The following is an 18,642-nucleotide window of genomic DNA, read 5'->3' as shown; positions in this document are numbered from 1 at the left end:
GGGGCATCGTCTTGACCTCTGCTAGCCGACCGATCGGGCACGCAACGGGCACCGCAGAGTCGAAAGTCCATGCTCGTTACTGGTAGCGTTCGCCGGTGCGCGTTGGTGTGTATGTCGATGGGTACAACCTCTACTACGGTGGAAGAGGGCTGTGCGGACAGGGAACTCCCGGCTGGCGCTGGCTCGACGTCCGGGCTCTTGCGGAGCGCTTGCTAGCGGACGTACCACCCGGTTCCCCTAGAGGGGCCGGGTTTTCTTTTGGATCGAGACAGCAGGCCACTTGGCACCTCCACACCGGTTTCCGGGTAGCCCACTGCGGAGGACGAGTCAAGATCACCGTCTCGGGGCCTCCCTCTCTGCACCGCGAGAAGCGATAGGGGGCATCCACCCCCCTCGGCCACGCCGCGCCCCGGCCGGCGGCCGGCCCACACCACCGCGTGGCTGCACGATGTCGGGTACGCCCCCGGGGTGGCCGATACCGGCCTGCACGCTCTGAACGGCGGGGCGGTGGCTACGTCGTATCGGGGTGTCCGACCGCGTGGCCGCGCTGGTGGCTCACCACTCGTGCGCGCTGTTCGAGGCGGAGGAACGCGGCCTTCGGGACGAGCTGGCCGCAGGGTTCCCGCAGGAACAGCCGCTGACCGCTGATGCCCTCTGGTACGCGGACATGACGACCGGCCCGGACGGCCACGACGTCGCCGTTCTGGACCGCCTGGCGGAAATCGAGCAACGATACGGTCCGGATCACCTGGTCACCAGGTTCTGGGTACGGGCCAGACCGACACTGCTGGAAGCCGTCGGGCGGACCACGGATCGGCTCGCGGTGTCCTAACCGATGTACGGCTTCGAGAGTCTCTCGTAGCCGTGATCGATGCGCAGCCGCATGGCATCCAACTGCTGGCGGCCGTTCCAGGAATCAGCGGGGCAGGGCGGCAACACCGGTAAGAAGCGCAACACCATCGTGGGCGCGGACGGCCGGGCCGTCCTCCCGCAGCGCGTCGAGCACCCGGACTGCGTAGGCAGGGTCCATCCGCTTCGTCACCGTTTCGGGTGTCCACCAGTCGATTTGGCTCGTCTCGTCGGAGGTCGAGAGAGTGCCCCCGGTGACCTCGGCGCGGAACATCAGCGCGACGATGCCACGGGACATGTTCTTGTAGACGCCGGTGAGTCGAGTCGGCTCGACGACAAGCCCTGTCTCCTCCCAGACCTCGCGGCGTACGCCGTCCAGCACGGATTCCTCAAGTTCGAGCACCCCGCCGGGTGGTTCCCAGTGGGCGTTGTCGCGGCGTTGCGTTACCAGCACGTGCCCGGCTGAATCGACGATCACGGCAGCGACGCTGACGGAGTGTCTCGGGCTGCCGGTGGCATCGGTCATGGACGCAGGTTAACATGTTGTCGACACATGTATACCTCCTGGAGTCTTACGATGAGCATCCGCAAGATCGACCCTGCCAGTGACCGAGCGGTCTACCGGCAGATCGCGGACCATCTCCGCGAGGCGATCGAGCGGCATGATCTCGCACCGGGCGCACAGCTTCCCTCGGAGAGCACCCTGGTCAACGACTACGGGGTCAGCAGGGTGACCGCGCGCAGGGCGTTGTCGGTTCTCGTTACGGACGGTCTGGTAGTTGCCGAGCACGGTAAAGGCTGGTTCGTCCGGCGTCGGCCGCCGGTCAAGCGGCTCTCGTCGGATCGGTTTGCCCGGCGGAAGGAAGGCAAAGCGGCTTTCACCGTCGATATGGAGGCGAACCAGCGCAGGTTCAGTGTCGAAGTGCTGCACGTCGGGACTGGTCAAGCCCCGATTGAGGTGCTGGATCGGCTAGGGCTCCCACGCGGCAGTGAGGTGGTGGTCCGGCGCCGCCGGTACCTGGCCGAGGGTCAACCCATCGAGTACGCCACGTCCTACATTCCGACGGATATCGGTGCCGGTACCCCGATCGCGGAGCCGAACCCTGGTCCTGGCGGTATCTACGCCCGCATGGAGGACCAGGGCTTCGTCTTCGAGCGGTACGACGAGGAGACAACCGCACGGATGCCCACTGAGGAAGAGGCAAGGATTCTCGCGTTGCCCGCCGGGTCGCCGGTTTTGCACCTCGTACGGACAGCAGTGGCGTCCGGTAGGCCTGTCGAGGTCTGCGACACGGTGCTGGACAGCGCCGCATTCGTGCTCTTCTACTCTTTTCCGGCTTAACGGTAGAAATTGGACGACGTGCGAGACATCGTTGACCGCCTACGTAGACTCGTGTACACATGTATTTGAGTGCTTGATGCTTCGAGTTGTCGCCCGCAGGGGGTGCGCCCTGAACAGGAGGTCCATTGTGAACCCAACCAATTCGGAAGCCTGATGGTGGAGATCGGCGCGATGGTCGGGGCGGCGCTGCTCGGCTTCTGCGCCGGGCTGTGGTCGTTCCGAGTGAAGTCCAGATGGTGCCCCAGCTGCGGATGCGCCACCTGGCCGATGGAGCGAGGCGCCGATGGCGTGGAAAGGCCATGTGGCGACGGGTGACCCGGTGAACAACCGGCTGCTCCGGACCCCGGAACCGAGCCCAGGAGATGTGCTGCTGATCGGGCGGGAGGCGAGCGTCCAGTTCGCCGACGACCGCAGCATCCGATTCCGGGTGATCGCGGTGGATCGGAAATGGACGTACGACGGCTGGATCTGGCTCACCGGCTACGTGCTTGACCGCCACGGCAACGCCACCGAACGGCGGGAGATCTTCGTCCAGCGTCACGGACTCTACCGGCTGCCCAAACGTGCCGCGACCTGACTATTGACCAAGGAGAAGAAGTGATCATCGACGTACTGCGTGACTGGTGGCTGCGCTGGCTCGACTGGCGTTCCGGTCGGTCTACGGCTTCCCGGCGACTGCACGCGCTACGGCTGCGGCAGACGACATCCGCCCGGCACCGCCGACTCGACGGCAACCGGGGACACCACTGGCGATCGGAGACCACCACCCTGCTGCCGACCCTGCGCCCCCTGATGACCTACGGTCAGCAACTCGGCTATCGACTACCGCCCACCAGCATCCTGACCAGCCGGTAACCGCAGCTCACTGCCAGACGCCGGCGCGCATCACCCGGCGTACCCGCAGGTCGTCGTCGAGCTCGACCAGGTCGGCCCGGTGACCGGGGGCGATCGCGCCGACCGCGCCGGCCAGGCCGACCGTCGCCGCCGGGGTGGTCGCTGCCATCCGTACGGCGTCGACGATGTCGATGCCGGCGGCGACCGCCCGACGCAGCGCCGCGTCCATGGTCAGCGTGCTGCCGGCGATCGACCCGTCGCGGGCCAGCCGGGCGACGGAGCCGGACACCGTCACCGCCTGACCGCCGAGTTCGTACGCGCCGTCGGGCATCCCGGCGGCGGCCATCGCGTCGGTGACCAGGGCGACCCGGTCCGGGCCGCCGACCGACGCGGCGAAGGTGAGGGTGCCGTCGTGCAGGTGCACCCCGTCGGCGATCAGTTCACAGGTCACCCGGTCGTCGCCGAGCAGGGCGAACACCGGGCCGGGTTCGCGGTGGTGCGGCGGCCGCATGCCGTTGAACAGATGCGTACCGGCGGTGGCGCCGGCGTCGATCGCCGCCCGGGTCTGGTCGTAGCCGGCGTCGGTGTGGCCGATCGCGGCGACCACCCCGGCGTCGACCAGGAGGGCGATCGCGGCCAGCGCGCCGGTCCGTTCCGGGGCCAGGGTGACCATCCGGATCACGCCGCCGCCGAGGTCGAGCAGCCCGGCCAGTTCGTCCGGCTCCGGGTCGCGCAGGTACGCCGGGTTCTGCGCCCCGCACCGCACGACCGACAGGTAGGGGCCCTCGAAGTGCAGTCCGGCGAGAGTGCCGTCGGCGACCAGCGGGGCGAACCGGGTGACGGCGTGGCGCATCAGCTCGACCGGCGAGCTGACCAGGCTGGCCAGCAGGGTGGTGGTGCCGTGGGCCAGGTGGAAGGCGGCGGCCCGACGGGCCGAGTCTGGGTCGCCGGTGGTGAAGGTGTGTCCGCCGCCGCCGTGGTTGTGGATGTCGACGAAGCCCGGCACGATCCAGCCCGACGCCGACGCCGACGCCGACGCTGCTGACGCCGACGCCGACCCCCCGGGCCGGCCAACGCCGGTCGTCGCCACCTCGGTGATCGTGTCGCCGTCGACGGTCAGGCGGCCGTGGTCGCGTACCCCGTCGGGGGTGACCAGCCGGCCCTCGACCCTCATCGGGCGGCCCGATCGACCGGCTCGGCGGCCCGCTCGACCAGGTCCGCCGCGAGCAGCGCGGCACCGAGGCAGCCGGCCTCGTCGCCGAGCGCGGCCCGGACCAGCCGGGGCAGCCGGTGGAAGGTGGCCCGGCGGCGAACGGCGGCGTCCAGCGGTGCGAGCAGCTGGTCGCCGGCCTCGGCCAGCCCGCCGCCCAGCACCACCAGTTCGGGGTCGAACATCGCCTGGCCGATCAGCAGGCCGTCGGCGAGCGCGTCGACCGCGTCGGCCCAGATCCGGCCGGCGGTCGGGTCGCCGGCGGCGGCCAGCCGGGCCACCTCGGCGGCACCGTCGGGCCGGTGGCCGGCCTGGTCGGCGTACCGGCGGGTGATCGCCGACGCCGACGCGACCGCCTCCAGGCAGCCGGTCTGCCGGCAGCCGCAGGCCGGCCCGTCGGGGCGGACCACCACGTGGCCGAGTTCGCCGGCCGCGCCGTGCGCGCCGGGGTAGCCGGCCCCGTCGACGACGGCGGCGGCCGCGATGCCGGTGCCGATCGCCACGAACAGCACGTGCCGGCTGCCCTGCCCGGCACCGATCCGGGCCTCGGCGATCCCGCCGGCCCGTACGTCGTGGCCGAGCGCCGTCGGCAGCCCGACCCGGGCGGCCACCAGGTCACGCAGCGGTACGTCGCGGAAGCCGACGTTGGCCGACCAGACCGCGACGCCGGCCGACTCGTCGACGACCCCGGGTACGGCGACGCCGACCGCGACCGGGGTGCGCCCGTCGGCGCGGGCGGTGTCGGCGAGCTGCCCGGCGAGGTCGCAGATGGTGTCGACGACGGCGGCCGGTCCCCGGGCCGCCGCGGTCGGTCGCCGTTCGGTGTGCCGCACCGCCTGGTCGGTCAGCCCGACCAGGGCGCTCTTGATGCCGGTACCGCCGACGTCCAACGCGATGACGACCTCGTCGGACGGTCCGGGCGTTGACGGGCCGGCTCCGCCGGGCAGCGTCACGTCAGCACGACCGACCGGGTCAGATGGCGCGGGTTGTCCGGGTCGAGCCCACGGCTGGCTGCGAGAGCCACCGCGAACCGTTGGGCGAGGATCAGGTCGGCCATCGGGTCGAGCGGGCGGCGTCCGGCGGCCCACCGGTCGAGGACGGCGTACACGCCGTTGGTCCGGCTGTGCACGAACGCCGCGCCCGTCGCCGCCACGTCGTCGGCCAGGTGGTCGGGGATCTCGCCGAACGCCCACACCATCCGGCCCGGCCCGGCGATCGCGATCGGCCCGTGCCGGTAGTCCATCGCCGGGTACGCCTCGGACCAGAAGACGGCGGCCTCGCGGCACTTCAGCGCCGCCTCGTGGGCCAGGCCGACGGTCCAGCCCCGGCCGAGGAAGGTGGCCTGGTCGATCAGTGCCGGGTCGATCGGCAGCCGGGCCCGGACGGCGACCTCGGCGTCGGCGGCGATCGCCGCGACGTCCGCGCCGAGGTGGGCCCGCAGCAGCGCCAGCACGCTGGTGGCGAAGCGGGTCTGCACCACGGACCGCTCGTCGGCGTACGGCAGCGCGACGACGTGGCCGGCGAGCTGGGCGGCGGGGGAGCCGGGGTCGCCGACGAGCACCGTAATGCGCTGCGGGTCGTCGACGGCGGCGAGCAAATCGGTGATCTCGGTGGTGGTGCCTGATCGACTGATCGCGATGATCCGGTCGTAGTGCCGGCCGGCGGGGAACTCGGAGGCCTGGAAGGCGTCGGTCTCACCGTGGCCGGCCCGCTCCCGCAGCCCGGCGTACGCCATCGCCATGAACCAGGAGGTGCCGCAGCCGACCACGGCGACCCGCTCGCCGGTGCGGGGCAGCGCCGGTGCGGGGGTGTCAGCGGCCTGTGCGGCCGCCCGGCGCCAGCAATCCGGCTGGCTGGCGATCTCGGCGTCGACGTAGCTCATCGCGACACTCCTCGCTGACCACAAGCAGCGGTGCTCGTTCGGGCTCGAACTGGCACCTTTTCGCGCGTCATTGTGCGCGTTGTGGTGACCGGGTGGCAACAACCGGGCTGGGGTGATGCCCGATCGCGCAGCCAGAGGTTTTGCCTGGCGGGCGTTTCGCGCATTAGTGTGCAGCAAACTGGTCACCATCCGCGCAGCTGGGCGTGGTAGGCGGCGAGGCGTGGGAAGGGGCGGTATGGATCGGTACGCACGCTGGAACGCGCTGCTGGAACTGCTCACCGACAGCGGCCGGATCACCGTCGAGGACGCCGCTACCCGCCTCGACGTCTCCCAGGCCACCATCCGCCGCGACTTCGACCAGCTCGCCCAGCAACAGATGATCACCCGCACCCGGGGCGGCGCGGTCGCCAACGGCGTCTCCTACGACCTGCCGCTGCGCTACAAGACCGCCAAGCACTCGGCGGAGAAGCAGCGCATCGGCACGGCCGCCGCCGCGCTCGTCGAACCCGGCATGGTCGTCGGACTCAACGGCGGCACCACCACCACCGAGGTGGCCCGCGCGCTCGCCGTACGCCCGGATCTGAACACCAGCGCGGACGGCGCCCAGCTGACCGTGGTCACCAACGCGCTGAACATCGCCAACGAGCTGCTGGTCCGCTCCCGGATGAAGATCGTCGTCGCCGGCGGGGTGGTCCGTCCGCAGTCGTTCGAACTGGTCGGGCCGCTCGGCGGCGCGCTGCTGCGGGAGGTCACCCTGGACGTCGCGCTGCTCGGCGTCGACGCGATCGACCCGCAGCTCGGCGCCGCCGCCCACCACGAAGGCGAAGCGTCGATGAACGCGCTCATGGTGGCCCGCGCCAAGCGGGTGGTGATCATCGCTGACGGGTCGAAGCTGGGCGGACACGCCTTCGCCCGGATCTGCCCGATCGACCGGGTGGAGACCCTGATCACCGACTCCGGTGCCGAGCCCGGCACGGTCGCCGCCTTCCGCGAACTCGGCGTGACGGTGGTCACCGCCTGAGCCGTCAGTCCCGTATGGTGTGTCCTGGTTTCGACGGCGGGCGCGCGGCGGAGGTGGCGGATGACGGCCGTACTGGAGATTTCCGGGCTGCGTAAGACCTACCGCAGCCGTCGACGTGGGATCCGGCATGCCGTCGACGGCTTCGACATGCGGGTCGAGGCCGGCCAGGTGCACGGCTTCCTGGGCCCGAACGGATCCGGCAAGACCACCACACTGCGTACCCTGCTCGGCCTGGTCGCGCCGAGCGGCGGCCGGATGGCGATCCTCGGCCAGCCGGTCCCGCGGCAGCTGCCGGAGGTGATCGGCCGGGTCGGCGCCATCGTGGAGAGTCCACAGTTCTTTCCGCACTTCACCGCCCGGGACACGCTGTCGCTGCTCGCTCAGGCCGGCGGCTTGGCGCCGCACCGGGTGCCGGCGGTGCTGGACCTCGTCGGCCTCGCCGACCGGGCCGGCGAGCGGGTCCGCACCTACTCGCTCGGCATGCGTCAACGGCTGGCCGTCGCGTCGGCGCTGCTCAAGGAACCGGCACTGCTGATCCTCGACGAGCCGGCCAACGGCCTGGACCCGGCCGGCATCCGGGAGATGCGCACCCTGATGCGTGACCTGGTCGCCGCCGGCACCACCGTGGTGCTGTCCAGCCACATTCTCGGCGAGATCCAGGTGATCTGCGACTCGGTGACGATCATCTCGCGGGGCCGCCGGGTCACCGCCGGACCGGTCGCCGAGGTGCTGGCCGCGCACTCCGGCGGCGGTCTGCGGGTACGCCTGGAGGCCGCCGCCGACCTGCCGGCCGCCGAGACGGCCCTGAGCGCCGTTGACGGCGCACCGGTCACCGTCACCCGGCACGCCGACCATCTGCTGGTGCACGGGGTCGACCAGCCGGCCCGGGTCACCCGTACTCTCGCCGCCGCTGGCCTGTACGTCAGCGAACTGACCCCGGTCACCGCCGACCTGGAAAGTGTCTTCCTTCAGCTGACCTCCGAGGCCGACCGCACCGAGGCCGACCGAACCGACGCCGATCAGACGGCCGACGCCGACCAGACGGGAGTTGGGCGATGAATCTGTACCGGGCCGAGCTGCGCCGCCTCGGCAAACGGCGCTTCGTCCGCTACCTGGTGGCCGCCGCGCTGCTGCTGCTGGTCGCGATCGCCGTCGGGACGTTCCTCGGCAACCAGAAGATCGGCCCGGCGGCGTACGCCGAAGCCGAACGCACCGCCGAGGCCGAGTACCGGGCCCAGGTCGAATGGGCCGAGCAGTGGCGGGCCGAGTGCGAGCGCAGCCAGAGCAGCGGCGCCGATACGAACCGGTTCCCACCGAACTGCGCCGACATCGTGGCACCGACCCGGGACATGTACCCGGCCGAGCCGTACCTGCCGGCGACGTTCACCTACCACAGCGATTTTCCAGCCACCCTGTACGTCTTCGCGACCCTGTCCACCCTGGTGTTCTTCGCAGCCGGGGCGTCGTTCATCGGTGCCGAGTGGACCTCCGGCGCGATGATGAACCTGCTGCTGTGGCGGCCGCGCCGGCTCCGTGTCCTGTTCACCAAGCTGGCCGCGCTGCTGACCGGCGTACTGGCGGTGACCGTGCCCGCCGTGCTGATGTGGACGGCGGCGCACTGGGCGACCGCCGTGTGGCGTGGCTCGACCGCCGAGATGACCGCCGGTGCCTGGCGGTCCGTCGCGTTGACTGAGCTGCGGGTGGTGGTGCTGGTCGTCGCGGCGGCCACGGTCGGCTTCGGGCTGGCCGCGATCGGCCGGCACACCGCGTTGGCGCTCGGCGGCGTCCTCGCCGTACTGGTGCTGGGCCAGTCCGCGTTGAGTTTCCTCGCCGACGTGACCGACGCCACCTTCACCGAGGCGTGGGTGCTGCCGGTGTACTGGATCGCCTGGATGGACTCGTCGATCGAGCTGACCAGCTGGCAGGCGTGCGACGGGCAGCCCGGCTGCGTACCGCCGACCACGGAACTGACCTGGCTGCACACCGGTGTGCTGATGGCGGCGGTGGTGCTGCTGGTGTCGGTCGTCGCGGCGTGGACGGTGCGTCGGCGCGACGTCAGCTGAGCCGGGGTGCGGCGTCCGCCGGCCGACACGCCGGATCCGCGCAAACCGGCGGATGCGTACCCGTCGGGTGGGCGATTACCCTGGTGAGGTGCCGGCTGCTGACGAACCCCGGACCGGACCGGGCGCCGGGCCGGTTCCCCGGACGACCGCCGGCGTTCCCCGGCAACGCGGCGAGCCGCTCGACGGCCGGGAATCCGACGACGCCGGCACCGAGCCGGTCGGTGCCGACCCCGTCGGCGGTACGGCTGCCGCCGGCCCGGCCGCGACCGGGCTGTCCGAGCGTGAGCAGCGGATCCTCGACTTCGAACGGCAGTGGTGGAAACACGCCGGCGCCAAGGAACAGTCGATCCGGGACACCTTCGGGCTTTCCGCCACACGCTACTACCAGCTGCTCAACCAGCTGCTGGACAACCCGGCCGCGCTGGCCGTCGAACCGGTGCTGGTGGCCCGGCTCCGCCGGCTGCGGGCGGCCAGGTCGCGGGCCCGGCGCGGCTGAGCCGCCCCGGTGCGAGCGGGCCAGTCACTTTTCGTACATCTTGAGCCCGTTGCCGAGCGCGATGAACGTCGGTGCCCATTCGCCGACGAAGATGCCCCACCGGTCGGCCCGGTCGACGCCCGCCGCCTCGAACCGCTTGGACAGCACCCAGCTGGTCAGCGAGATCCCGATGCTGACGATGCCGGCGACGTACATGTGTTCGGCCCGCAGGCCCTTTTCGTGCAGTTGACGCAACATCTGTGGTCCCCCCTGTGTCCCGGGCGCCGTTGTCACGTGCGCCGCGCGGCTCGCGATCCTCGACACCCACCTACCGGTCAAGCTACCGTCGGTGACGGACCGGATTCCGAGAGTTGGTGAGAGATGCTCAGGGTGATTCCCGGCCGACTCCGGCGCCGGCGGTGACGAGCCGGTCGTCGGCCCCGCCGGCCGACCTGCCGACGATGCGGGTGGACGCCTGCTCGGTCGCCGCGCCCGGACAATCGGACAACGAGGACCAGATCCTGCAGTACGGAGACCTGATCGGCGTGCTGGACGGTGCCACCGCCCCGGCTGGCTTCGACACCGGCTGCAGCCACGGGCCGGCCTGGTACGTACGCCGGCTAGCCGCCCGGCTCGGGTTGGCCAGCGCCGCTACGCCGGCCGCGTCGCTGGCCGGGTTGCTCGCCGAGGCGATCCGGGCGGTCCGCGACGACCACGCGGCCACCTGCGACGTGGACCACCCGGGCACCCCGTCAGCCACGGTGTGCCTGCTGCGCCGCTCCGGTGGACACCTGGACTACCTGGTGCTGTGCGACAGTCCACTGGTCTTCGAAGCGGCCGGGCAGGTCGGTGTGGTGGCCGACAACCGGTTGGCCGACACCATGGCCAGGCTGCGCGGACAGCACGATCCGCCGGCCACCGACGACCCGCGGCACCGCTACCACCGGGCCGTACGGTGGCAGCGGCAGTGGATGAACCAGCCGGACGGATACTGGGTGGCCGCCGCCGACCCGGCCGCGGCCGAGCGGGCGCTCTGCGGCACCCTGCCACTGACCGGACCGGGCCGGATCACCCGGGCGGCGCTGCTCAGCGACGGGGCGACCCGGGCCGTCGAACGGTTCGGGCTGTACAGCTGGCCGCAGCTGATGGATCTGCTCGCCGAAGCCGGGTCGGCCGAGTTGATCCGCCAGGTACGGGCCGCCGAGACCGCCGAGCCGGATCGGGCGACCGGGCACAAGCGGCACGACGACGCCACGGCGATATTTTGTCTTTTCGATACCGGCTGACTCGGTCTGTCGATGCTACTGAGCTGGGACAACAGCTGGCGGGCTGGACCGGGGCCGCCAGCCGACGGGTGACCGGTGTCCCGAAGGTCGTTTCGGCAGCGCTGGAACTGAGCAAATATCCGTCTCAGGGGCCGGTAGCTGGGTAGACGGGAGGTGCGGAATGAGTAAGGCGGAGTCGGCACCGGCCTGGGAGACTACCGCCGTGCGGCACGACGTGCGGTTGACCCCGATGAGCGACGACCTGTTGGAGCCGTTGCTCTCCGCCGCCGTGGCTGAAGCCGAGCCGGGTGAGGTGATGCCGCCGGTGCCCGGCCCGGCCGGTTGGACCGCCGCCCGCCGGGACGCCTTTCGCACGTTCTACCGGTCCCACTTCGGCGGCGGGCAGTTCGGGCCCGCCGGCACCATCGTCTACGCGGTCACCGTCGGCGGGGACGTGGTCGGCGGCATCCGGCTCAGCCGGCTCGACACCCCTTCCGTCGTGGAGACCGGCATCTGGCTCGGCCGGTCCGCCCGTGGGCGGGGGATCGGCTCCGCCGCGCTACGCGCGGTGCTGGACGAAGCGGTCCGGCTCGGTGCCCACCTGGTCATCGCCCGGACCACACCGGCCAACCGGTCGGCGATCAACCTGCTGCGCCGGTGCGGCGCGATCATCGGGGTCGAGCAGGGCCAGGTGCACGCCCGGTTCTGGCTGGACGAGGCGTTCACCACCGACCTGGCCGGCTGATCCGGGCGCGCCGTCCGGGTATACCGGCGCGTCTGGCGCGCAGCGGCACTTCAGGGGCGCGACGCCGTCCCTACCGGGCGGACTGCTGTTCGGCGTACGCGGCCAGCCAGGCCACCTGCGCCGGGTCCAGCGACGGCCGGATCCGGTCCCGGGCCGCCGCGACATGCGCGGCGGTCACCGACGACGCCTCCAACGACTCCCGCATCGCGGCCAGCGCCGACTCGCGGACCAGCGCGGCACAGTCCGCCGCCGAGAAGCCGTCCAACGACCCGGCGAGCCCGGTCAGGTCCACGTCGTCGGCGAGCGGCACCGACTTCGCCGCCGCCTTGAGGATCTCGGTGCGCGCGGCACCGTCCGGCGGCGGTACGTACACCAGCCGCTCCAGCCGGCCCGGCCGTAGCAGCGCCGGGTCGACCAGGTCCGGCCGGTTCGTCGCACCGATCACCACGACGTTGCGCAGCGCCTCGACCCCGTCCAGTTCGGTGAGCAGCGCGGCGACCACCCGGTCGGTGGTGCCGCCGTCGGATGCCTGCCCGCGTACCGGGGCCAGGGCGTCCACCTCGTCCAGGAACACCAGGGTCGGCGCTGCCTCGCGGGCCCGGCGGAACAGTTCGCGGACCGCCCGTTCGCTCTCCCCGACCCACTTCGACAGCAGCTCGGCGCCCTTGACCGACAGCACGTTCGCCTTTCCGGTGCCGGCCAGCGCGGTCACCAGGAACGTCTTGCCGCAGCCCGGCGGACCGTAGAGCAGCACCCCGCGCGGCGGCTGCACGCCCAACCGGGCGAAGGTGTCCGGGTAGGTCAACGGCCAGAGCACCGACTCGGTCAGCATCTGTTTGACCTCGGCCATGTCGCCGACGTCGTCCAGGGTCACCCGCGCCAGCTCCAGCGTGGACGTCGCCATCGAGGTGGGTCGGACCACCTCCAGCGCGGCCTCGAAGTCGGCGGCGGCCACCATCGGCGTCTCCGCCGACTTCTGCCGCAGCGCCGCCCGTACCCCGGCTTCGCGGGTCAGCGCGGCCAGGTCGGCGGCGACGAACCCGGGGGTACGCCCGGCGACGTCGTCGAGCCGGACGTCGTCCTCCAACGGCATGCCCCGGGTCAGCACGGCCAGCTGCTCCCGACGCATCGCGGCGTCCGGCAGCGGCACCGCGACCTGCACGGCCAGCAGGTCCGGGCCGCGCAGCCCGGGGTCCAGCGCCTCCGGGTGGCTGGTGGTGCAGACCACCGCCGCCCCGGCGGCCACCGTCTCGGCCAGCAGCTGCCGGAACACGGTCGACAACGGACCCGGCTCGTCGCGGGGCGCGATCGCGTCCACGTCGGCGATCAGCAGCACCGCGGCGTCCCCACGGCGTACCGACTCGGCGGCCCGCCGCAGCCGCTGCGCCGCGGCGTCGTTGGCGAGCGCGGCGATCTCCGGCGCCCAGAGCGTCTCCACCCGGGCGTCCAGGTCGGCGGCGACTGCACGGACCAGCGCCGACTTGCCGGACCCGGCCGGCCCGCTGAGCAGTACGCCGAGCGAGACCGTGGTGCCCAGCCGGTCCAGCACCTCCCGATGGTGGAAGCCGAGGTCGAGCAGTTCGGTCAGCTCGTGTGCCTGGGCCCGCAGGCCGGGCAGGTCGTCCAGGTTGGGTGCCGGCTCGTCGACGAAGTCCGGTGCCGGTGCCGGCGACACCGGCCCGGCCGGGCGGACCTCCTCCCCGGAGGACCCGTGGGTGGCTGGCCCGTGCCGCCAGGCCACCACGGTGTCCATCGTGACGAGCACCGGGTCCCCGGTCCGGGCCGGGTCGGCCGGCTCGGCATCGGTGACCGTCAGCAGGGTGCTGGTCCAGGCGTACCCGACGACGTTGGCGAGGCTGCGCCGGGCCGCCTCCATCAGGCCGCGGTGCGCCGAGTCGGAGAAGACGTCCTGTGGCAGCAGCGACACGTCGTCACCGCCGGTGACCACCTTGCCGAGCAGGGCCAGCCGCAGCATCTCCGGGCTGACCACCGCGACGATCTCGACCGGTCCGTCCAGGGCCACCCGGCGGGCGGCCGTCTCCGGTACCGGGGTCACGGTGACCTGACCGCCGTCGCGGACCCCGAGGTTGCCCAGGGTCAGGTCGTCGGCGTACAGCAGGGCGCGGCTGGCGCCGGCCTCGGCGCGGGCCGCGACCCCAGCGGTGCTGCGTCGCCCGGTCAGCCGCACCGGTGTGCCGGCGGTGACGCCGAGCGCGGCCAGCACCTCCGGGTGCAGCCGGACGATGCCCCGGCGGGCGTCCAACGCGGCGGGCCGCAGGCTCGCGGTCAAGGTCAGTTCAGGGTCGGCCACCCGCCGAGCCTATCCACCGCTGCGGCTGAGAGGGTTCACAGCTGGCCGGCGGGCGGTGGCCGTACCGTGTGGCACATGCCGACTCCCTTGTCCACACGGCTGCGTCGGGTCCTGCCTGGGGCGAACCAGCGGCGGCTGGCCGGCGGGCTGCTCGCGCTCGCCCTGGTCGCCGGGGTGGTCACCTGGGCGGTCTGGCCCGCGTCGGTGCCGTACGCGGTGACCGAGCAGCGGCTCACGGTCCGCTCCGGCCCGGACGGTGACCAGCCGGTCGACCTGGACACCACGTTCTACCTGCCGGAGACGGCCTCGGCGGCCGATCCGGTGCCGGCGGTGCTGCTCGCCCACGGCTTCGGCGGCTCCAAGCAGTCGGTGGCCGCCGACGCCGAGGAGCTGGCCACCCTCGGGTACGCGGTGCTGGCGTACTCGGCGCGCGGGTTCGGGGCCAGCGGCGGACAGATCCACCTGAACAGCCCCGACCACGAGGTGCGCGACGCCGCCCGGCTGCTCGACTGGCTGGCGCAGCGCCCCGAGGTGCGTACCGACGCCGCCGGAGACCCGCAGGTCGGGGTCGTGGGCGGCTCGTACGGCGGCGCGTTGGCGCTGCTGTTGGCCGCCGCCGACGACCGGGTCGACGCGATCGTGCCGATGATCACCTGGAACGACCTGGCCGGTGCGTTCCTGCCGGAGTCGACCGGCGGCGATCCGGTCGACGGGGTGTTCAAGAAAGGCTGGGCCGGGCTGTTCTTCGGCAGCGCCGGGGCACCCGCCGGCGGGCCGGGAATGCCGGCCGACCCGGCTGGCCCGCCGGGGGCGCCGACCGGCGTCGGCGGGCCGGGGGTGCCGGCGGATCTGGGTGGGCTCGATCCGCAGTGCGGAAGGTTCGCCGCCGACGTGTGCGCCGCGTACCTGCGGATCGCCACCACCGGCCGGGGGGACCCAGCGGCGGTGGCGTTGCTGCAGCGGTCCAGCCCGGCCCGGGTGCTGGACCGGATCACCGCGCCGACGCTGCTGATCCAGGGCACGGCGGACACGCTGTTCCCGCTGGCCCAGGCCGACGCGAACGCCCGGGGCATCGCTGCGAACGGCACCCCGGTGCGGGTCGCCTGGTACACCGGCGGTCACGACGGCGGCAGCGGTCCGCAGACCGACCAGGACCGGGTCAAGTTCCTCACCGCGCAGTGGCTGGACCACCACGTCGCCGGGGACGGCGACGCCCCGGGTGGCAGCTTCACCTGGTCGCGGATCGCCGGCTTCGACGCGATGGACCGGGGACTGGTAGCTACCGGCTACCGGATCACCGACTACCCCGGCACCGCCGGTACCGGCGCGACGTCGGTCACCGTCAGCGGTTCGCCGCAGCCGATCGTGAACCCGCCGGCCGGCAACCCGGCGGCGATCTCCTCGCTGCCGTTGGCCGGCGGGCTGGCCGGTGCGCTCGGCGGCGTGGCCGGTGGTGTGGTCAGCGAACTGCCCGGCCAGCACAGCCATTTCGACTCGGCGCCGCTGGCCGAGCCGGTCGACGTGGTCGGCGCGCCGACGGTGACCGTCCGGGCCGCGTCGGCAACCGGTGAGGCGGTGCTGTTCGTCAAGCTGTACGACGTCGACCCGGACGGCGCGATGAGCCTGCCCGGTGGGCTGGTCGCCCCGGTCCGGCTGACCGGCCTGCCGGCGGACATAGCCCAGGCGCGACCGGTCGAGGTGACCCTGCCGGCGATCGTGCACCGGTTCGAGGCCGGCAACCGGCTGCGGATCGTGGTCGCCACCTCCGACCAGGCGTACGCCACCCCGGTCGAGCCGACCGTCTACACGGTGGCGGTCGGCTCCGGCCTCGGCGGGACGGGCACCGCGGCCGGGGGGACCGACCGCGCGTCGGTCGTCCTGCCGCAGGTGGCCGGTGAGCCGATCGCCACCTCGGCGGCGCTGTGGCGCTGGGTGCTCGCCGGACTGGTCGCCGCGATCGCCGTCGGACTGGTCGTGGTCCTCGCCGTGGTGCGGCTGCGGCAGCGGCGCACCGACCACACCGTCGACGCCGCGCACGCGCAGACCCCACTGGTGGTCCGCGACCTGCGCAAGGAGTACGCGGACGGGTTCGTCGCGGTCGAGCGGGTCGACTTCACCGTCGAACGCGGCCAGGTCGTCGGCCTGCTCGGGCCGAACGGGGCCGGCAAGACCACCACCCTGCGGGTGCTGATGGGGCTGACCCAGCCGACCCGTGGCGAGATCCTGGTCTTCGGCCACCGGCTGGTGCCCGGCGCGCCGGTGCTGTCGCGGATCGGGTCACTCGTCGAAGGGCCCGGCTTCCTGCCGCACCTGTCCGGCATCGACAACCTGCGGGCGTACTGGCGGGCCACCGGACGCCCGGCGGCCGACGCGCACTTCGACGAGGCCCTGGCGATCGCCGGCCTGGGAGATTCGGTTCACCGCAGGATCCGCAACTACAGCCATGGGATGCGTCAGCGGCTGGCCATCGCCCAGGCCATGCTCGGGCTGCCGGAGCTGCTGGTGCTCGACGAACCGACCGACGGGCTGGACCCGCCGCAGATCGCCGAGATGCGCCGGGTGCTCAAGCGGTACGCCACCGGTGGGCGGGCGGTGCTGGTCTCCAGCCATCTGCTCGCCGAGGTCGAGCAGACCTGTACCCATGCGGTGGTGGTCAACAAGGGCCGGATCGTGGCCGCCGGGCCGGTTGACGACATCGTCGGGGATTCGCCGAGCGTACAGTTCGACGTCTCGGACGTGACCGCCGCCGAAGCGGTGCTGAACCGGCTGTCCGGGGTGCGTACCGTCGCCGCCGACAACGGCGGGCTGATCGTCGACGTCGACGGTACGCCGCGCAGCGAGGTGGTCGCGGAGCTGGTCCGGGCCGGGGTGGCGGTGGACCGGGTGGTGCCCCGTCGTCGGTTGGAGGACGCCTTCCTCGCCCTGGTCGGCGAGAACTCACGGGGAAGCGGGGACCGCTGATGGCTACCGTCGAATCACCGGACGTGCGACAGCCGGACCGGCCGGTCGACCAGTCCGGCGCCGCCGCCGGCTACCGGGCCCGCGCCACCTTGCCGTTCTGGGCCGAGGTACGCCGCCAGGCGGCCCGCCGTCGCACCCAGCTGACCTTGGGCTTCATGGTGCTGCTGCCGTTGATCGTGCTGATCGCCTTCGAGTTCGACGACGGTGACGACGACAACGGCGGCGGCGAGTTCGCCAGCCTGGTCGAGCTGGCCACCACCGGCGGGTTGAACTTCGCCCTGTTCACCATCTTCGTGTCGTCGACGTTCCTGCTGGTGGTGGCGGTGGCGTTGTTCTGTGGCGACACGGTGGCCAGCGAGGCGAGCTGGGGGAGTCTGCGCTATCTGCTGGCCGTGCCGGTGCCCCGGGCCCGGCTGCTGGCGGTGAAGCTGGTCGCCGCGTTGGCGTACTCCGGGTTGTCGATCCTGGTCCTCGCCGCGACCGCGCTGCTGGTCGGCACCCTGCGGTACGGCTGGTCGCCGCTGCGTTCGACGGTGGCTGCCGAGATTGCGGCCGGGGAGGGCACGCTGCGGCTGCTCGGCATCCTCGGCTACCTGGCGGTGGTGCTGCTGATCGTGGCGTCGCTGGCGTTCCTGCTGTCGGTGTCGACCGACGCGGCGCTCGGCGCGGTCGGCGGCGCGGTGTTGCTGTGGATCCTGTCCAGCATCCTGGACCAGATCACCGCGCTGGGCGTGCTGCGGGACTTCCTGCCGACCCATTTCAGCACCGCCTGGCTGGGGCTGCTGTCGACCCCGATGCAGACTGACGACGTGGTACGCGGCTGCGTGTCGGCGTTGGCGTACGCCACGGTCTTCCTGTCGTTGGCGTTCTGGCGGTTCACCCGCAAGGACGTCACGTCCTGACCGTGGCAGGGTTAGGGGGCGGGGCGGGGATGTCCCCCTTGCCGGTCCGGGTGGTGCTCTTCTTACAGTGGTTACATGGCACCGGCGCGATCCCTGCATGAGATCTTCGCTGGGCTGCCCGGCGACGCCGCAGCCCACAGCGACGTCGCTGCCGTGCTCGATGCCAACGGCTACGCGGACCTTTCCCCGGAGTTGCTGGCACAGGCAGTGGTCAGCTTCGCGGACACCGCCCCGGCTGAGGTGGCCGAACATCTGGCCCCGTTCGTCACGGCGCACAGCCAGGTCGGCGGCGACGGCACCGTACCGGACGATCTGGCCTCGCCGCTCGACCTGCTCGCCACGGCTCCCGCCCCGGCGTTCGACGCTCCGACGCCGGATGATCCGGCGTTCGACCGGCTGGATCTGGACGGTCCGGGGTTCGACGCCGTGCCGCCGGACGGTCCGGGGTTCGACGACCCCGCCGGGTTCGACACCCCCGGGTTCGACACCCCAGCCGGGTTCGACGACCCGGGTTTCGCAGCCGGCCCGGAGATCGACGCGGCGTTCGGTCGCGGCGACGGCCCGACCGTTGACGATCGTGAGTCGGCAACGGTCGACCCGTCCCCGGCCGGCCCGACCGGGGACGACGCCGAACCGGCCAGTCACGACAGCCAACCGGATGCGGCGGATCTCCTGGACGGTCCGTTACCGTCCGATGACCCGTGGGCGATGCCGTCGATCTCCGAGGGCACCGCCGGGGTGGACGGTGCCGCGGAGATCGACGATCTCGGGGCCGGCTGACC

At 72.3% G+C, this 18,642-nt stretch carries 19 protein-coding genes; 13 read left to right on the top strand and 6 right to left on the bottom strand.

All coding sequences use genetic code 11. The features are described 5' to 3' along the window. Positions 1–526 precede the first annotated feature (526 nt). Positions 527–832 (top strand): hypothetical protein, encoded by a 306-nt coding sequence (locus ACFHWT_RS16795; RefSeq protein ID WP_416595591.1) that lies wholly within the window; start codon positions 527–529, stop codon positions 830–832. Positions 833–916: 84 nt separating this feature from the next. Here the strand turns inward: ACFHWT_RS16795 and ACFHWT_RS16790 are convergent, their stop codons facing one another. Next, complete coding sequence (locus ACFHWT_RS16790) at positions 917–1,375, bottom strand: NUDIX hydrolase (RefSeq protein ID WP_416595590.1); 459 nt, start codon at positions 1,373–1,375, stop codon at positions 917–919. Between the two features lie 51 nt (positions 1,376–1,426). On the opposite strand from ACFHWT_RS16790, the gene ACFHWT_RS16785 reads away from it, so the two are divergent. The 3 genes from ACFHWT_RS16785 (at position 1,427) to ACFHWT_RS16775 (ending at position 3,046) form a co-directional block, all read left to right on the top strand. After that, complete coding sequence (locus ACFHWT_RS16785) at positions 1,427–2,191, top strand: GntR family transcriptional regulator (RefSeq protein ID WP_416595589.1); 765 nt, start codon at positions 1,427–1,429, stop codon at positions 2,189–2,191. Positions 2,192–2,474: 283 nt separating this feature from the next. Continuing rightward, positions 2,475–2,768: a hypothetical protein gene (locus ACFHWT_RS16780; RefSeq protein ID WP_416595588.1), complete on the top strand. Its 294-nt coding sequence runs from the start codon at positions 2,475–2,477 to the stop codon at positions 2,766–2,768. Positions 2,769–2,788: 20 nt separating this feature from the next. Beyond that, a complete protein-coding gene (locus ACFHWT_RS16775) occupies positions 2,789–3,046 on the top strand; it encodes a hypothetical protein (protein WP_416595587.1) in 258 nt (85 codons plus the stop codon). A gap of 7 nt (positions 3,047–3,053) precedes the next feature. Here the strand turns inward: ACFHWT_RS16775 and nagA are convergent, their stop codons facing one another. From nagA to ACFHWT_RS16760, 3 genes are read right to left on the bottom strand one after another with little or no spacing between them, the layout of a single operon-like run. Then, positions 3,054–4,199 (bottom strand): N-acetylglucosamine-6-phosphate deacetylase, encoded by a 1,146-nt coding sequence (nagA, locus tag ACFHWT_RS16770; protein ID WP_416595586.1) that lies wholly within the window; start codon positions 4,197–4,199, stop codon positions 3,054–3,056. Continuing rightward, positions 4,196–5,188: an ROK family protein gene (locus tag ACFHWT_RS16765; protein WP_416595585.1), complete on the bottom strand. Its 993-nt coding sequence runs from the start codon at positions 5,186–5,188 to the stop codon at positions 4,196–4,198. The genes nagA and ACFHWT_RS16765 overlap by 4 nt, the downstream gene beginning before the upstream one ends. Further along, entirely contained in the window at positions 5,185–6,117 is a 933-nt protein-coding gene (locus ACFHWT_RS16760; protein WP_416595584.1) for an SIS domain-containing protein, read from the bottom strand. Before ACFHWT_RS16760 ends, ACFHWT_RS16765 begins: the two co-directional genes overlap by 4 nt. A gap of 235 nt (positions 6,118–6,352) precedes the next feature. Here ACFHWT_RS16760 and ACFHWT_RS16755 point away from each other — a divergent pair, with 235 nt between their 5' ends. The 4 genes from ACFHWT_RS16755 (at position 6,353) to ACFHWT_RS16740 (ending at position 9,697) form a co-directional block, all read left to right on the top strand. Beyond that, the gene (locus tag ACFHWT_RS16755; RefSeq protein WP_278171804.1) at positions 6,353–7,138 is read left to right on the top strand and encodes a DeoR/GlpR family DNA-binding transcription regulator; all 786 of its coding nucleotides are present in this window, start codon (positions 6,353–6,355) and stop codon (positions 7,136–7,138) included. Positions 7,139–7,285: 147 nt separating this feature from the next. Further along, a complete protein-coding gene (locus ACFHWT_RS16750) occupies positions 7,286–8,197 on the top strand; it encodes an ATP-binding cassette domain-containing protein (protein WP_416595619.1) in 912 nt (303 codons plus the stop codon). Then, positions 8,194–9,201 (top strand): ABC transporter permease, encoded by a 1,008-nt coding sequence (locus tag ACFHWT_RS16745; RefSeq protein ID WP_416595583.1) that lies wholly within the window; start codon positions 8,194–8,196, stop codon positions 9,199–9,201. Before ACFHWT_RS16750 ends, ACFHWT_RS16745 begins: the two co-directional genes overlap by 4 nt. 52 nt (positions 9,202–9,253) lie before the next feature. Beyond that, on the top strand, positions 9,254–9,697 hold the full coding sequence (locus tag ACFHWT_RS16740) for a DUF3263 domain-containing protein (RefSeq protein ID WP_416595582.1): 444 nt from the start codon (positions 9,254–9,256) through the stop codon (positions 9,695–9,697). A 24-nt stretch (positions 9,698–9,721) separates the two neighbouring features. Here ACFHWT_RS16740 and ACFHWT_RS16735 read toward each other — a convergent pair whose 3' ends face one another. After that, entirely contained in the window at positions 9,722–9,934 is a 213-nt protein-coding gene (locus ACFHWT_RS16735; RefSeq protein WP_282232450.1) for a hypothetical protein, read from the bottom strand. A 161-nt stretch (positions 9,935–10,095) separates the two neighbouring features. Here ACFHWT_RS16735 and ACFHWT_RS16730 point away from each other — a divergent pair, with 161 nt between their 5' ends. Together ACFHWT_RS16730 and ACFHWT_RS16725 are read left to right on the top strand one after the other, a co-directional pair. After that, positions 10,096–10,962, top strand: coding sequence for a hypothetical protein (locus ACFHWT_RS16730; RefSeq protein WP_416595581.1), 867 nt, complete (start codon positions 10,096–10,098; stop codon positions 10,960–10,962). 202 nt (positions 10,963–11,164) lie between these two features. Further along, entirely contained in the window at positions 11,165–11,686 is a 522-nt protein-coding gene (locus ACFHWT_RS16725; protein ID WP_123605895.1) for a GNAT family N-acetyltransferase, read from the top strand. 70 nt (positions 11,687–11,756) lie between these two features. On the opposite strand, the gene ACFHWT_RS16720 is transcribed toward ACFHWT_RS16725, so the two are convergent. After that, positions 11,757–13,997: an AAA family ATPase gene (locus ACFHWT_RS16720; protein ID WP_416595580.1), complete on the bottom strand. Its 2,241-nt coding sequence runs from the start codon at positions 13,995–13,997 to the stop codon at positions 11,757–11,759. A gap of 75 nt (positions 13,998–14,072) precedes the next feature. Here ACFHWT_RS16720 and ACFHWT_RS16715 point away from each other — a divergent pair, with 75 nt between their 5' ends. From ACFHWT_RS16715 to ACFHWT_RS16705, 3 genes are all read left to right on the top strand, one after another. After that, entirely contained in the window at positions 14,073–16,958 is a 2,886-nt protein-coding gene (locus tag ACFHWT_RS16715) for an alpha/beta fold hydrolase (RefSeq protein ID WP_416595579.1), read from the top strand. After that, positions 16,958–17,860, top strand: coding sequence for an ABC transporter permease (locus tag ACFHWT_RS16710; protein ID WP_416595578.1), 903 nt, complete (start codon positions 16,958–16,960; stop codon positions 17,858–17,860). Before ACFHWT_RS16715 ends, ACFHWT_RS16710 begins: the two co-directional genes overlap by 1 nt. A gap of 75 nt (positions 17,861–17,935) precedes the next feature. Next, a complete protein-coding gene (locus ACFHWT_RS16705) occupies positions 17,936–18,640 on the top strand; it encodes a hypothetical protein (protein ID WP_416595577.1) in 705 nt (234 codons plus the stop codon). The last annotated feature ends 2 nt before the right edge of the window (positions 18,641–18,642 follow it).

Origin of the sequence: Micromonospora sp. LOL_021, assembly GCF_048060215.1 — a bacterium.
In the GTDB taxonomy this organism is placed as follows: Bacteria; Actinomycetota; Actinomycetes; order Mycobacteriales; family Micromonosporaceae; genus Micromonospora_E.
This window is presented reverse-complemented; position numbering and strand designations above follow the sequence as displayed.

Excerpts from the sequence above, each read along its gene's own strand:
- ACFHWT_RS16790 (WP_416595590.1), bottom strand. The coding sequence starts at position 1,375 with ATGACCGATGCCACCGGCAGCCCGAGACACTCCGTCAGCGTCGCTGCC.
- ACFHWT_RS16785 (WP_416595589.1), top strand. The coding sequence starts at position 1,427 with ATGAGCATCCGCAAGATCGACCCTGCCAGTGACCGAGCGGTCTACCGG.
- ACFHWT_RS16780 (WP_416595588.1), top strand. The coding sequence starts at position 2,475 with ATGGCGTGGAAAGGCCATGTGGCGACGGGTGACCCGGTGAACAACCGG.
- nagA (WP_416595586.1), bottom strand. The coding sequence starts at position 4,199 with ATGAGGGTCGAGGGCCGGCTGGTCACCCCCGACGGGGTACGCGACCAC.
- ACFHWT_RS16760 (WP_416595584.1), bottom strand. The coding sequence starts at position 6,117 with ATGAGCTACGTCGACGCCGAGATCGCCAGCCAGCCGGATTGCTGGCGC.
- ACFHWT_RS16755 (WP_278171804.1), top strand. The coding sequence starts at position 6,353 with ATGGATCGGTACGCACGCTGGAACGCGCTGCTGGAACTGCTCACCGAC.
- ACFHWT_RS16750 (WP_416595619.1), top strand. The coding sequence starts at position 7,286 with ATGCGGGTCGAGGCCGGCCAGGTGCACGGCTTCCTGGGCCCGAACGGA.
- ACFHWT_RS16745 (WP_416595583.1), top strand. The coding sequence starts at position 8,194 with ATGAATCTGTACCGGGCCGAGCTGCGCCGCCTCGGCAAACGGCGCTTC.
- ACFHWT_RS16740 (WP_416595582.1), top strand. The coding sequence starts at position 9,254 with ATGCGTACCCGTCGGGTGGGCGATTACCCTGGTGAGGTGCCGGCTGCT.
- ACFHWT_RS16735 (WP_282232450.1), bottom strand. The coding sequence starts at position 9,934 with ATGTTGCGTCAACTGCACGAAAAGGGCCTGCGGGCCGAACACATGTAC.
- ACFHWT_RS16715 (WP_416595579.1), top strand. The coding sequence starts at position 14,073 with ATGCCGACTCCCTTGTCCACACGGCTGCGTCGGGTCCTGCCTGGGGCG.
- ACFHWT_RS16710 (WP_416595578.1), top strand. The coding sequence starts at position 16,958 with ATGGCTACCGTCGAATCACCGGACGTGCGACAGCCGGACCGGCCGGTC.
- ACFHWT_RS16705 (WP_416595577.1), top strand. The coding sequence starts at position 17,936 with ATGGCACCGGCGCGATCCCTGCATGAGATCTTCGCTGGGCTGCCCGGC.